The following is a 15,014-nucleotide window of genomic DNA, read 5'->3' as shown; positions in this document are numbered from 1 at the left end:
TTTATGATTTAAATTCTCTTTGTCTTTTAGCTTCAAAGATAACAATTGCAGCAGCAACAGAAACATTCATAGAATCTATTTTACCTTGCATGGGGATATTTATATTTTGAGTTGCATTTTCTCTCCAAACTTCTGATAACCCTGAAGCTTCGGTTCCTACAACTATAGCAGAAGAATTTAAGTAATTCTCTTTATGATATTCGTTTGAGTTTTGAAGTGTTGCAGCATAGATATTTATATGATTTTCTTTTAAAAAAGCAATAATTTCTTTAGAACTACCTATTGCAATCTGGTTGGTAAATATACAGCCAACACTAGAACGAATAATGTTAGGGTTATACAAATCGCTTTTAGGATTAGCAATTAAAACAGCATCGACATTTGCGGCATCAGCAGTACGTAACAAGGCTCCAATATTACCTGGTTTTTCTATTCCTTCTGCAACTAAAACTAGCTGGGTTTTAGTGTTAAATGTAATGTTTTGTAATGAAAAATCTTTTATTTTTACGATAGCTATTATTCCTTCTGTAGAACTTCTATATGCTATTTTTTGATATACTTCCTTTGATATTTTGATGATGGAAACGTTATTTTTAAATTGATTATTTATTTCATCAAATGTAATTAAATCTTCAAAGAACAAAATAGAGTCAAATTCATAATCTGCCTCAATAGCTAAAGAAATTTCACGTTTCCCTTCAATTAAAAACAAACCCTGTTTTTTACGTTCACGAGCCTTTTCTTGAAGTTTAATGAGGTTCTTTATATACTGATTTTGAATACTTGTAATTTCTTTCATTATAGCAAATATACCTAATTGTAGGTATTGTATAAATTCTTATTTTAAACAATATTTGTATAACGATAAATTGAAATTTATTATTTGAATTAAAATTATCTGAAAAGGAAAAAGAAAATTTATTGTTAATTATTTTGAAAAAAAGGCTCGTTAAATGCGAGCCTTTTTTATGATAAAAACAAAAATTATTTTGAAGAAAACTTTTTAGAATAACGTTTCCAAAGCTTAGTTTGATGTGTTTCTAAACTAATATCTCGTCCTTGAATAAATGCTTTCGATATAATATTACTTCTCATATCTAAAGCATCACCATCGGAAATAAATAGTGTAGCATCTTTACCAATTTCTAAAGAACCAACAAAAGCATCTATTCCTAAAATTTTAGCATTATTTAAAGTAATTAAAGACAAAGCTTCTTCTTTTTTTAAACCATGTGCAGAAAAAGTGCCTGCATAAAAAGGTAGATTTCTTGTGTTCATTCTTTCCATCTGACCTTCCATACCTAAACCTACTAAAATACCTTTGTCTAGTAAAGTTTTTGCAATGGTATAGGTATAATCGTAAGCATTATCTTCGCTATCGGGATTTCTATGAGGTCTGTCTAAGATAACTGGAATATTGTGTTTTACGAGCAATTCAGAAACATATTCAGCACCATCACCATGAACAATAACTATATGTTTAATTTCTAGATCTTTAGAAACGATAATAGCATCAGTTATTTCTTTTTGACCACTAGCATGAATATATAATTTTTGAGAACCGTCAAACAAACCACTTGTAGCTTGATAAGGAAGGTGAGTTTTTTCTTTTTTACCTGCTAGATAATTTTTAGCATTGGTTAAATAGTTCTTTATTTTTATTATATTTTTAGTGTAATTTTTGTCAGGTTTTAAAGCAGGATCTTCACCTAGCCACCATCTACCACGAGTAAAACTCCCAGGCCAATTCATATGAATTCCTCCATCTACTTTAATGGCTGCATCTTCCCAATTCCAAGCATCTAATTGTGTAATTGAAGATGTTCCAGAAATTGTGCCACCTCTTGGAGTAATTTGCGCCATTAAAACCCCGTTTGGCCTCATAGATTCTATAACCTTACTTTCTGCATTATAAGCGATTATACTTCTTATGTGTGGGTTATATATGCCAACTTCATCAAAATCTCTAGATGCTTTTACGGCATCAATTTCTGCCAATCCTAGAGAAGCATTAGCAGCTATAAAACCAGGGTAAATATGTTTTCCTTTTGCATTAATGATGTTTCCTTGTCTTGCAATTTTTTGCATTGCACTGCCTACAAAAGTAATTTTACCATTGTTAAACATAATGAGTGAGTTTTCAATCACCTTTCCATTTCCTATATGGGCAGTAGCTCCTTCTATAGAAATTGCAGTTGTTTGTAAATCTGCTGGAGTTTGTTGTGCTAAACTATTTCCTATTAAGAAGAAAAATAGCATACTATATATAAATTTTTTCATCATTTTTTAGCTTTTAAGTTCTTCTAAAGTATCACAGTGAAAATTGCGATCACCTCTTTTTACAGGGACTTGAGTTTTACCTCCACCCATTTTTTCTTTCAACATCATATTAATGAGTTTGCTTTTTTCTTCCTTGATGGCTTGACGCTTTTTGATGTCTTTAGCTCTATCAAAAAATACTTTACCTTCTATAATTGTCTTTTCTGCTTTTGCATAAATGGACATTGGATGATGACTCCATAAAACAACATCAGCATCTTTACCGACTTTAATGCTTCCGACTTTATCATCAATGTGTAATAATTTAGCTGGATTAATAGTAACCATTTTCCAAGCTTCTAACTCAGACACTCCACCATATTTTACTGTTTTGGCTGCTTCTTGGTTTAACCTTCTTGACATTTCTCTATCATCAGAATTAATGGCAACAGTTACTCCAGCATTGTGCATAATTGCTGCATTAAAAGGAATAGCATCATTTACTTCGTATTTATAAGCCCACCAATCTGAGAAAGTAGAACCACCAACTCCGTGTTTTGCCATTTTATCTGCAACTTTATAACCTTCTAAAATATGTGTGAATGTATTAATGTTAAAGTTGAATCTCTCAGCAACTTTCATTAACATATTAATTTCTGATTGTACATATGAATGACAAGAAATAAAACGTTCTTTATTTAAAATTTCGGATAAAGTTTCCATTTCTAAATCCTTTCTGAAGGGTTTTCCACTTTTCTTTAACGCATCGTACTCTTTAGCTCTTGTAAAATAATCTACAAAAACCTGTTCAACTCCCATACGTGTTTGCGGAAAACGAACACCATTTGGACTACGTGATTGTTTTACATTTTCACCTAAAGCAAACTTTATAAATTTTGGGGTGTTTTTGTAAATCATATTGTCTGCATTTTCTCCCCATTTTAGTTTGATAATTGCAGAACGACCACCAATTGGATTTGCAGAGCCATGTAAAATTTGAGCTGATGTAGTTCCTCCAGAAAGATTTCTGTAAATATTAATATCATTAGGATCTACAACATCTTCTATTGTTACTTCTGCAGATGAGTTTTGTGCCCATTCGTTAATTGCTGAAGCTCCTATATGTGTATGTTCATCAACAATACCTGCAGTTAGATGTTTGCCAGTTCCGTCTATTACTGTTGCTCTTCGATCTCTTAAGTTTTTACCAATTTTAGCAATTTTCCCATCTTTTAATAAAACATCAGTGTTTTCTAGAATTCCATCAGATTCACTTGTCCAAACGGTTGTATTTTTAATTAATATAGTTTGAGTTTTTGGTAAAGTATAATTTCCAAAACCAACATTTGGATAAGAAACCGGTAAAACCGTTACAGGTGTATCTTTAGATTTTTTACCTTTTTTCTTAGAATTTTTTGTTTTTGATTTTTTTGTTGCTGTCCAAGTAGTTTTATTTCCTAAACTATCAAAAGCATTACCTTGAATTGTATTAGAATTGGCATCAACTTTTCCTAAAATACGAGTAAAATTACCGTTATCATTCATTGTTATTGTTATCCAATCGTATTTAAATGAAAATTTAGATTTTACTTTTTTGTCATTTAACTTAATACTACCAATTTGTTTTGCACCTTTTCCAGATACTGTTAATTGGTACGTTTTATTATTTACAGACAAATTGTAATTGCCAGTAATATCAGTAATATTCATAATATTGATAATATTTTGATCACCCTGAACCCAATTTTCATAAATTGTAGTTTTTGTGTCAAAAACATCACCAGAAGTAATGATAAAGTTTGCATGACTTCCGGCATTTAAATTCCCGATGGTATTATTTCCAATAATACTTGCAGGGATAGTAGTTAATGCTGCGAGAGCAGTTTTTTTATCCAATCCATAGGTAATAGCTTTTTGCAAATTTTTGTGAAAAGCTGTTATGGATTTTAATTTGTGAGTAGTTAAAGCAAATGTGACTCCATTTTTTGAAAGAACGCTTAAATTAGAAGGTTCTTGATTCCATTTTCGCATATCTCTTAATGAAATATGTTTCGCTAAAAGCGGATTAGAAACATCGTAAGCCATTTGAAAATTAATAGGGATAATAAATTTTGCGTTAGTTGCTTTTATATCATTAATTCTTTCATATTCATCACCGCTTCCGACAATGGTGTATTGAATTCCGAATTCATCTCCAACTTTATCTGCTCTTAGTGCATCGAGATGATTGTCTGTTTCAAAAATTTGAACTAAGTTATTCTTTTTATTTAATGCTTCTAGAGCCAAATCTTTATTTTTCATATTTCCTTTAGCGTACCAGTCTGCATCGTAATATACCTGACGTAATAAAGCCATAGCACCCATTCGTGAGCCCGGGTATAATTGTTTTGATTTGTTACTTTTAGAAAAAGATAAATACTGAGCAGACATATCGTCTAAAACTCTATATGAGTTTGTTTTATTAGGATTTAAGGCAATTAATAAACCATTTCCTCTAATGATCCCGTCGTGTAAATGAGTATTCACCACACCAAAACCAGCATTTAAATAACCTTTTGCTTTTCCTACGTCGAATTTAAATTCGTTTATGGGGTTGGTTTCAGGTCTAATATGATCATTCCAATAATAACCTTCTCGTTCTGCTGCGTATTGCGTACCGCCAAAACCTCCAGATTGTCTTTTAGGTTTTTTGATTCCAAAATCTGAATAAATATCTATAAAAGAAGGATAAATACTTTTTCCAGTTAAATCTATAATTTGAGTTCCAGAAGGAATTCTAACAGATTTTCCAACATCAACAACTTTACCATTTTTTATTAATAAAGTTCCTTTTTTTAATACCTGATTAGGTGTTACATGAATTGTTGCATTTGTAAAAGCAACAACTTCATTTTTAGTAGTTTTTACCCCTTTGTCAGTAGGGAAATAATCTTGTGCTTTTAGGGTACTAAGCGACAAGAAGAAAAGCAATAAAAATAGTTTTCTCATATCTAGTTTGAATTAATTGAATTGACTATAAATTTATAAATACCTTTTTTTAAAATTGTTAAATGTTATTATTTTAACATATTTTAACACATTTTTTAAGGATTTAGAAGTGATTGTCTTTATCGAAATGAGAGATAAGTAAATCTACAACATAATTGTAAGAAGCCAGGCCTTTATCTTGTTTGTTGGCTTTTAAGTATGCATTATACCCTTTTTTGACAAGTGGTTCAAAAGGATTTTTATATTGTTGCCAAAATAGATAACTATCATTAAAATCTTTAATAATTCCTTTGTTTACGATTTTCCAAAGTTGTTTAGATAAGCCTGAATCTCTTTTTCTTATTTCAGAAATACAATATCCAAAAGCCATTCGATAACTTGAATATTTAAAGTATAAATCATCATTATAATTTGCTGCTAAAAAACCGATAAAATTAGCTTCATTTTCAGCAGCAAAACCAATTTGGTGGGCCATTTCGTGACAGGTAGTAGTAGGGTAACTCGTTTTAGGTACTCTGTCATTAACCTGCGCTTCTCCAGTTAAAGGGTTCAAATAACCAGAAGTTCCATTATAGCTTTGTAACAAACTCATTAACGAACTTTTTACAGATTTAAATTGATATTTTAATTGTGGAAAATCTTTGGTTAAATTATCATAACCAGTAACAGCCATAATATACATTTCCTTTTGAGAATATGGATTTTCAACTTTTAAAGTATCATTTTTTGTGATTTTAAGTTGATAAGTATTCAATTGTTGAATAATATGTTCTGTAACCTTTTGAAGCTCTTCGGTTGTATACTTTTTTTGTTGATAATTCAAGTTTTTAGCCAAAGGTTCTCTGTAATAATTTAATCCCCAAAAAAGATAAAAGCAAAAGTAAATCACTGAAAAAATAGCTGTTAAATGAACAAGTTTGGGAATAAGGTTTCTGAATCTTGTTTTTATTAATCGATACAAAAATCGTAGAAAAACAAACAATCCAAATCCTAATAAAATATCACCTATAGAAAAAGGAATCCAACCTAAAATAATTCTAAAAAAAGATGAAATGTATGGATAAATTCCATTTGAATAATAGCTTTCTATCTTTTCAGGATTGTTTTCTGCCCATTGCATAAAAAACATTTGAATTGGTAAGAAAATAGACAGATAAATATGTTTTTTATTCCATTTCATTTGCGTAAAAATAGTAATTCATTTTAGAAGTTGCTTGGTTATTAACAAGATAATAACAATTTAGTTTACAATAATTGTCAACAAATAAAAGAGTAATTTTAACACCAAATTCATAACTAAAAAAGTACATTTGTGCCAATGGAAAAAACAACCCCCGTAGCAGGAAAAAAGATAGATAAATCAAGAATAATTAGTCTTGAAAAAGGTAAAATTCCCCCACAGGCAGTAGAATTAGAAGAAGCTGTCTTGGGTGCAATGATGATTGATAAAAAAGGGATAGATGATGTAATTGATATTTTACATTCTGATGCTTTTTATGATGCAAAACATCAAGAAATTTATGCCGCTATCTATGAATTATTTCAAAATTCACAACCAATTGACTTATTAACCGTTTCTAACTTGTTAAAAAAGAACGGAAAACTAGAAATGATTGGTGGCGATTTTTATTTGATTCGCTTAACACAAAAAGTAGCTTCATCTGCACATATCGAATTTCATGCAAGAATCATTTTACAAAAATACATCCAACGTAAATTAATTACTATTTCATCTGAAATTATAGAAAGTTCTTACGATGAATCTACGGATGTTTTTGATTTATTGGATGAAGCAGAGGGGAAGTTGTTCGAAGTTACGCAAGGAAACTTAAAAAAGAGTTCTGAAGATGCTGGATCTCTTGTAAAACAAGCCTTAAAAAAGATTCAAGAAATTGGAAATCAAGAAGGAATGTCTGGTTTGGCAACTGGTTTTACTAAATTAGACGCTTTAACTTCTGGTTGGCAACCATCCGATTTAATTATTATTGCTGCGCGTCCTGGTATGGGAAAAACAGCATTCGTAATTTCGATGGCAAAAAATATGGCAATCGATTTTAATCACGCTGTTGCTGTATTTTCTTTAGAGATGTCTTCTGTTCAGTTAATCACACGTATGATTTCTTCTGAAACAGGATTAACTTCAGAAAAATTAAGAAAAGGAAATTTAGAGCCACACGAATGGGAGCAGCTAAACGTAAAAGTAAAACGTTTGTCTGATGCGCCTATTTTTATTGATGATACACCATCACTTTCTATTTTCGATTTAAGAGCAAAAGCAAGACGTTTAGTTTCACAACACAACGTAAGAATTATTGTAATTGACTATTTACAGTTGATGACTGCTGGTGGAAATGGAAAAGGAGGAGGAAATCGTGAGCAAGAAATTTCTACAATTTCGAGAAACTTAAAAGCATTAGCAAAAGAATTGTCTGTGCCCGTAATTGCGCTTTCTCAGTTATCGCGTGCTGTGGAAACTCGTGGAGGATCTAAAAGACCCTTATTATCAGATTTACGTGAATCTGGAGCGATTGAACAAGATGCAGATATTGTATCCTTTATTTTCCGTCCAGAATATTATGGAATGACAGAATGGGATGATGACGAGCACACACCTTGTGAAGGACAAGGTGAGTTTATCGTAGCAAAACACAGAAATGGTGGTTTAGACAACATTCGTTTGAAGTTTACGGGTCATTTGGCTAAATTCTCGGATTTAGAAGAAGGTTTTAGTTCAGAATTCCAATCGTCTATGAACAATCCTTTTGATGACGATGATTTCTCACCAAACCAAAGAATTGAGCCAAAAGACGCTTTTGGTGACGATGATGATGTACCATTTTAAATACTAAAGATTTTATAAAATTATAGAATTACACAATTGCTTTGAAGTAATTGTGTATTTTAGTTTTTAATATGAAAAAACTACTTTTTTCTTTGGTTTTTATTTTCCTTTCAATCTCAACTTGGGCATCATTTATATATGTACCAATGAGTCATGATAATCAGAAAAACCACTTAAAAGCTTACGGAATTATCTATTTTTCTTTAGAAGCAGGATTAAAATCAAAATGGTTATTAAACTATGATGGTGGTGCTTTTCTTATTGAAAACAATAAAATTGTCGAGAATGAATGTAAAATTAGAGGCGTTTCTTATCAAGTAATTTCTGATGCCAAATCAAGTTTAATTTTACAAGAAATATCTTCTCCTTCATCAAATCAAGAAGCAGTAACATTAGAAAAAGCACCAAAAATCGCTGTTTATTCACCAAAAGACAAAATGCCTTGGGACGATGCAGTAACTATGGTTTTAACCTATGCAGAAATTCCTTTTGATGTAATTTATGACAAAGAAGTCTTAGAAGATAAATTGTTATTGTATGAATGGTTGCATTTGCACCATGAAGATTTCACAGGTCAATACGGAAGATTTTATGGAGCATTTAGAACTGCCCCTTGGTATATCGACGGAAAAAAAAGAGCCGAAAAACAAGCGAATGAATTGGGTTTTAGCAAAGTGTCTCAAGAAAAATTAGCAGTGGCGAAAAAAATTAGAGATTATGTAATTGGTGGTGGATTTATGTTTGCTATGTGTTCTGCTACAGATAGTTTTGATATCGCTTTATCAGCAGAAGGTGTTGATATTGCCGAAGCTATGTTTGATGGAGATGCATCTGAACCCAATTATCAATCAAAAATAAATTATAATAAAACCTTTGCATTTAAAGATTTTCAGCTGATTAGAAATCCAACAACGTATGAGTTTTCATCAATAGATATGACCAGAAAACGTCGTATTCCAAAAACTTCCGATTATTTTTCTCTAATTGAGTTTTCTGCAAAATGGGATCCAGTACCCACAATGTTAACACAAAATCATACAATTTTAGTGAAAGGCTTCATGGGGCAAACGACTTCTTTTGATAGAAATACAGTAAAATCTAATGTTTTGGTTTTAGGTGAAAACAAAACCAATAGAGAAGCTAGATATATTCACGGAACAAAAGGAAAGGGAATGTTTACGTTTTATGGTGGTCATGATCCTGAAGATTATACTCATAGAGTGGGAGACCCAAAAACAGAACTTGATTTGCATCCAACCTCTCCTGGCTATAGACTCATTTTAAATAATGTCTTATTTCCAGCTGCAAAAAAGAAAAAACAGAAAACATAATTTCTTTGTCATAAAGAATATAGCAAGGCAATCTTTGAATTTGCTTCTACAAATAATATTTTGGTCATTTTATCATTCTTTAAAACATGTGTTAATAAATCTCAAATAAAAAATAAATATTATTAAAACAAGTACAATCACTTTTGTATTTTTGTAACCAACAAATTAATTACAATGCCAACAACACAACAATTACAAGATTTTACACAACAAGTTCGTAGAGATATTTTAAGAATGGTACATAAAGTAAATTCTGGTCACCCAGGAGGATCTTTAGGATGTGCTGAGTTTATTACTTGTTTATATCAAGAAGTAATGGAGTACTCAACAAACTTTACTATGGATGGAGAAAATGAAGATGTATTCTTTCTTTCCAACGGACACATTTCACCTGTTTTTTATAGTGTTTTGGCACATAGTGGATTTTTTCCAGTAGAAGAATTAGCCACTTTTAGATTAATAGACTCTCGTTTACAAGGACATCCAACAACCCATGAAGGTTTACCAGGAGTAAGAATTGCTTCAGGTTCTTTAGGACAAGGTTTGTCGGTAGCTTTAGGAGTAGCTCAAGCTAAAAAATTAAACGGAGATGATAAAATTGTTTACACTTTACATGGTGATGGAGAGTTGCAAGAAGGTCAGAATTGGGAAGCGATTATGTATGCATCTGCAAAAAAAGTAGATAATTTAATTGCAACTGTAGATTTAAACGGAAAACAAATTGACGGTTCTACTGACCAAGTTTTACCTATGGGAAGCATTAAAGATAAATTTGAAGCTTTTGGTTGGGATGTATTGGAAGTAAAAGAAGGTAATGATATTGAAGCAATTTTAGCTGGTTTAGCAGATGCAAAAGCTTTAACAGGAAAAGGAAAACCAGTGTGTATTTTATTATATACAGAAATGGGTAATGGAGTAGATTATATGATGCATACTCATGCATGGCATGGTAAGGCTCCTAATGATGAACAGTTAGAAAATGCCTTGGCTCAAAACCCTGAAACTTTAGGAGATTATTAATACTGAACTAGTTTTAGTATAATGCGTCATTGCGAAAGAAGTGAAGCGATCTTTGTAAATAGATTATTGCCTCATTCTTTCTCGCGATGACGTTTTTTTTATGTTTTTATTTAGAATTTTACTGTAAGAATACCTTTATATTTACCACTAAATAAAAAATCAATCTTTTTATATATGAAAATTGGAATTGTGTGTTATCCAACTTTTGGAGGAAGCGGAGTAGTAGCTACAGAATTAGGAATGGCGCTGGCGGACAAAGGTCATGAAGTTCATTTTATTACTTATAATTTACCCGTTCGTTTAGATTTTTTATCACATCATTTACATTTTCATCAAGTAGATATAGAAGAGTACCCTTTATTTGAATATCAGCCTTATGAGTTGGCTTTATCAAGTAAAATGGTTGAAATTGTAGAGAAGTATCATTTAGAATTTTTGCATGTACATTATGCCATACCGCATGCTTATGCAGCTTTTATGGCCAAACAAATGTTAAAAGAAAAAGGAATTGCTGTAAAAGTAGTAACTACTTTACATGGAACAGATATAACTTTAGTTGGAAGTCATCCCACCTATAAAACTGCAGTAGAATTTAGTATTAATAATTCTGATGTTGTAACAGCGGTTTCAAATGATTTAAAGCAAACCACCAATAAGCTTTTTAATATCAAAAAAGATATTCAAGTAATTTATAATTTTATTGATACAGATAAATATGATAAAGCGCATCAGCAAAAGTGCAAAAGAAATGCCGTAGCTAAACCAGAGGAAAGAATTTTTACACATATAAGTAATTTCAGACCTGTAAAAAGAGTAGCAGACGTTGTAGAGGTGTTTTATCGAGTGCAAAAAGAAATTCCTTCCAAACTATTATTAATAGGTGAGGGGCCTGATAGGTTAAAAGCAGAAAAATTAGTCGCGGAATATAAAATTTCTGATCGGGTATTGTTTTTAGGAAACAGTTCAGAGGTATCTAAAATACTTTGCTACACAGATATTTTTTTATTACCCTCACAGACAGAAAGTTTTGGATTAGCAGCCTTAGAAGCCATGGCAGCAAAATCGGCAGTAATTTCTACCAATACCGGTGGTTTGCCTGAAGTAAACATTAACGGAGTAACAGGATATTTAAGTAGTCTAGGAGATGTAGATGATATGGCAAAAAATGCAATTTCTATTTTAAAAGATGATATAACTTTAGACACTTTTAAAGAAAACGCAAGAAAACATACAAAACGTTTTTCTTTAGAAAACATCTTACCTGTTTATGAAGATGTTTACAAATCTTGCTACAAAACTGAAGTATAATAAAAAAGCTCAAACATTTGTTTGAGCTTTTTATATATAACATAATAGAAATTTTACTTTCCGAAAAGTCCGCCTAATAAACCACCAAGTCCGCCTGATTTTTTATTGCTCCCACCTAAAAGCATTCCTGCTACATCATCAACAACACTCCCATCACCATCTGCATCTAAGATTTGCTCTAAGAAATTTTGCTCATTTTTAGCTTCATTTCCACCTAAAAGCCCCCCAAGTAAACCTGATATATCTCCAGAATTACTTAGATTCTGTTGGCGTTTTTGTTTTCCTAAAACTCCCATTAAAATAGGTGCAGCTACTTTTAAGATATTTCCAACTGAACCAGTATCTAATCCAGATTTTTGACCTATAACTTGTTCAACTCCACTTTGTTTGTTCCCTAAAACATGACCTAAAATTTTGCTTCCGTCATTAACAACATCATCATTTACTCCACCACCAAATAAATCACCTAAATTATCTAAAATACTTCCGTCGTGTTTTTTATCTAAAGCCCCCATTAATCCTTGTGCTCCTTCAGGAGAAGACGCATTTCTTTCCATTGCTTTCATTAGTACGGGTAAAGCCATAGTTAAAACACTACTTGTTTTATTAGAGTCATTCCCAGTAGAGCCTGCAACACCAGATATAATTTGTTTTCCTAAATCACTATTTAATAAGTCTAAAATTCCTGCCATTTTATGTTTTTAATAATTAATAAATGTTTTTTCTAAAAATATGACACAATATACAAATAAAGTCACATGCCTTATTAAATATTTTTTTTACCTTTCAACATTATAACTTTTAGATAAATCGATGAAAAAATTAGCACTTCACTGGAAAATTTTAATAGGAATGATTGTGGGAATCTTTTTTGGGTTATGGATGACTTCGGTAGATGGTGGAGCCAAATTTGTTGGAAACTGGATTAATCCTTTTGGAAATATTTTTGTGAAGTTATTAAAGTTAATTGCAGTTCCTTTAATAATAGCCTCTTTGGTAAAAGGAATTTCTGATTTAAAAGATATTTCAAAATTTAAAAATATAGGATTAAGAACTATTGGTATTTATATTGGAACTACTGTTGTTGCAATTACTATTGGTTTGTTTTTGGTAAATATTGCTCAACCTGGAGAAGGTATATCAGAAGAGACCATCACAAAACTTACAGAAACTTATGCAAATAGCTCTAGTGTACAATCTAAAATTCAAGAAGCTACAAACCAAAAAAATAGTGGTCCCTTACAGTTTTTAGTAGATATGGTTCCAGATAATGCAATGAAAGCTATGAGTAATAATAAAGCCATGTTACAAGTTATTTTCTTTACTATTTTTTTAGGAATATCTATGTTGTTAATTGGTGAAAAAAGAGCGAAACCTTTAAAAGATTTTTTTGACTCTTTAAATGAAGTTGTCTTAAAAATGGTAGATTTAATTATGCTTTTTGCGCCTTATGCAGTTTTTGCATTGTTAGCCAATGTAGTGGTTTCTTCGAATGACCCAGACTTATTGTTAGCATTATTGAAATATGCATTTACCGTTGTTGGTGGTTTACTAATTATGGTTATTTTCTATATGATTTTAGTTAGTGTTTTTACTAAAAAAAATCCACTTTGGTTTTTAAAACAATTAAGTCCAGCTCAATTATTAGCATTCTCTACAAGTTCTAGTGCAGCAACCTTACCAGTTACAATGGAAAGAGTAGAAGAGCATATTGGTGTAGATAAAGAAGTATCGAGTTTTGTGCTACCGGTTGGAGCTACTATTAATATGGACGGAACGTCTTTATATCAGGCAGTAGCAGCCGTTTTTATAGCTCAAGCATTAGGTTTCGACTTAACCTTTGCCAACCAATTAACTATTATTTTAACAGCACTTTTAGCGTCTATTGGTTCGGCTGCTGTTCCTGGAGCTGGTATGGTGATGTTAGTTATAGTATTAGAATCTGTAGGATTTCCAGCAGATAAATTAGCTATAGGATTGGCCTTAATTTTTGCAGTTGATAGACCTTTAGATATGTGTAGAACAGTAATTAATGTTACTGGTGATGCTACTGTTGCATCTTTAGTTGCAAAATCTGTTGGAAAGCTAGGTGAACCTAATCCAAAAGAGTGGGACGATAATTATAATGAAGTAAAATAAAATATCAATAAAAAATAGTATTTTTAGACATCAGTAATTTTTATTATTGATGTTTTTTATTTTCTAACAAACTTAATATATAACTATGAATATTTGCTTTTTAATGTATCCTTGGGAAAGTATAAAATCACCTGAAAATGATACCTCATTAACACTAATTCACGAGTGTTCTAAACGTGGCCATGGTGTTGCTATTTGTACACCTTCAAACTTGACCATTAGAAATAGTGTTACCAATGCATTTTGTACCATTTTAAATAGATTAGAAAAAACTCCAAGTAACATTAAAACTTTTTATAATAAAACCACTACACGTGGAGAAATGCTACCTTTAGCTGGTTTCGATGTAATTTTTATGCGTGCAGAACCACCTTTAGATCCGTTGATGTTAAATTTTTTAGACTCGGTTAAAGATGATGTTTTTATTGTAAATTCTGTTCAAGGAATGCGTGAAGCAAATAATAAATTATATACAGCAGTTTTTGAAGATCCAAATAACGAGATTATTCCGGTTACTCATGTTTCAAAAAATAAAGATTATTTAATTAGAATGATTGAAGAGTCTTCTTCAGATAAAATGATTTTAAAACCATTAAACGGTTTTGGGGGTTCTGGGGTTATTTTGATTGAAAAATCAGCCATGGGAAATATCAATTCTTTGTTAGATTTTTATATTTCTAAAAGTGATGGCGGATCAGATTATGTAATTCTACAAGAATATATTGAGGGAGCAGATAAAGGAGATGTGAGAATATTAATTTTAAACGGTGTGCCAATCGGAGCAATGAAAAGAATTCCTGGAGAAAAAGATCATCGCTCTAATATTTCTGCGGGAGGTACAATAGCAAAACATAAACTGTCTAAAGAAGAAAAGCTTTTATGCACTAAAATTGGTCCGAAGTTGGTAAAAGACGGGCTTTATTTTGTTGGAATTGATGTAATTGGAGGAAAATTAGTAGAAGTTAATGTAATGTCTCCCGGAGGAATCACTTATATGAATAAAGTATATAAAACTAGAATTCAAGAAAAAGTAATCAACTTTATTGAAAGCAAGGTTTTAGAACGTGATGCTGCATTTAGAAGAAAATCTACGTTGAAAAAATTAGTCGATGAAGCTTAAACTTTTT

The 15,014-nt window shown here is 31.2% G+C and carries 11 protein-coding genes; 6 read left to right on the top strand and 5 right to left on the bottom strand.

The annotated features are described in order from the left end of the window. Nucleotide 1: 1 nt before the first annotated feature. From DIS07_RS07445 to DIS07_RS07430, 4 genes are all read right to left on the bottom strand, one after another. The gene (locus DIS07_RS07445) at nucleotides 2-799 is read right to left on the bottom strand and encodes a TrmH family RNA methyltransferase (protein ID WP_109404626.1); all 798 of its coding nucleotides are present in this window, start codon (nucleotides 797-799) and stop codon (nucleotides 2-4) included. A gap of 185 nt (nucleotides 800-984) precedes the next feature. Further along, nucleotides 985-2,280 carry an amidohydrolase family protein gene (locus DIS07_RS07440; protein ID WP_109405046.1) on the bottom strand — a complete coding sequence of 432 codons (1,296 nt, stop codon included), beginning with the start codon at nucleotides 2,278-2,280 and terminating at the stop codon, nucleotides 985-987. A gap of 6 nt (nucleotides 2,281-2,286) precedes the next feature. Beyond that, nucleotides 2,287-5,247, bottom strand: coding sequence for an amidohydrolase family protein (locus tag DIS07_RS07435; protein WP_109404625.1), 2,961 nt, complete (start codon nucleotides 5,245-5,247; stop codon nucleotides 2,287-2,289). A gap of 103 nt (nucleotides 5,248-5,350) precedes the next feature. Continuing rightward, the gene (locus DIS07_RS07430) at nucleotides 5,351-6,427 is read right to left on the bottom strand and encodes a DUF3810 domain-containing protein (RefSeq protein WP_109404624.1); all 1,077 of its coding nucleotides are present in this window, start codon (nucleotides 6,425-6,427) and stop codon (nucleotides 5,351-5,353) included. A 138-nt stretch (nucleotides 6,428-6,565) separates the two neighbouring features. Here DIS07_RS07430 and dnaB point away from each other — a divergent pair, with 138 nt between their 5' ends. The 4 genes from dnaB (at nucleotide 6,566) to bshA (ending at nucleotide 11,748) form a co-directional block, all read left to right on the top strand. Continuing rightward, a complete protein-coding gene (dnaB, locus tag DIS07_RS07425; RefSeq protein WP_109404623.1) occupies nucleotides 6,566-8,089 on the top strand; it encodes a replicative DNA helicase in 1,524 nt (507 codons plus the stop codon). A 146-nt stretch (nucleotides 8,090-8,235) separates the two neighbouring features. Continuing rightward, nucleotides 8,236-9,420, top strand: a complete 1,185-nt coding sequence (locus tag DIS07_RS07420) for an asparagine synthetase B (protein ID WP_109405045.1) — start codon at nucleotides 8,236-8,238, stop codon at nucleotides 9,418-9,420. 174 nt (nucleotides 9,421-9,594) lie between these two features. Beyond that, entirely contained in the window at nucleotides 9,595-10,440 is an 846-nt protein-coding gene (locus DIS07_RS07415) for a transketolase (protein WP_109404622.1), read from the top strand. Between the two features lie 174 nt (nucleotides 10,441-10,614). Further along, a complete protein-coding gene (bshA, locus tag DIS07_RS07410; RefSeq protein ID WP_109404621.1) occupies nucleotides 10,615-11,748 on the top strand; it encodes an N-acetyl-alpha-D-glucosaminyl L-malate synthase BshA in 1,134 nt (377 codons plus the stop codon). Nucleotides 11,749-11,801: 53 nt separating this feature from the next. On the opposite strand, the gene DIS07_RS07405 is transcribed toward bshA, so the two are convergent. Next, nucleotides 11,802-12,440 (bottom strand): DUF937 domain-containing protein, encoded by a 639-nt coding sequence (locus DIS07_RS07405; protein ID WP_109404620.1) that lies wholly within the window; start codon nucleotides 12,438-12,440, stop codon nucleotides 11,802-11,804. 121 nt (nucleotides 12,441-12,561) lie between these two features. Here DIS07_RS07405 and DIS07_RS07400 point away from each other — a divergent pair, with 121 nt between their 5' ends. Next, nucleotides 12,562-13,887, top strand: a complete 1,326-nt coding sequence (locus DIS07_RS07400; RefSeq protein WP_109404619.1) for a dicarboxylate/amino acid:cation symporter — start codon at nucleotides 12,562-12,564, stop codon at nucleotides 13,885-13,887. 85 nt (nucleotides 13,888-13,972) lie between these two features. Continuing rightward, nucleotides 13,973-15,007 carry a glutathione synthase gene (gshB, locus tag DIS07_RS07395; protein WP_109404618.1) on the top strand — a complete coding sequence of 345 codons (1,035 nt, stop codon included), beginning with the start codon at nucleotides 13,973-13,975 and terminating at the stop codon, nucleotides 15,005-15,007. The last annotated feature ends 7 nt before the right edge of the window (nucleotides 15,008-15,014 follow it).

Origin of the sequence: Polaribacter aquimarinus (assembly GCF_003129485.1) — a bacterium.
GTDB lineage: Bacteria > Bacteroidota > Bacteroidia > Flavobacteriales > Flavobacteriaceae > Polaribacter > Polaribacter aquimarinus.
The sequence above is the reverse complement of the archived record's forward strand: the minus strand, read 5'-3'. Positions and strand labels throughout refer to the sequence as shown.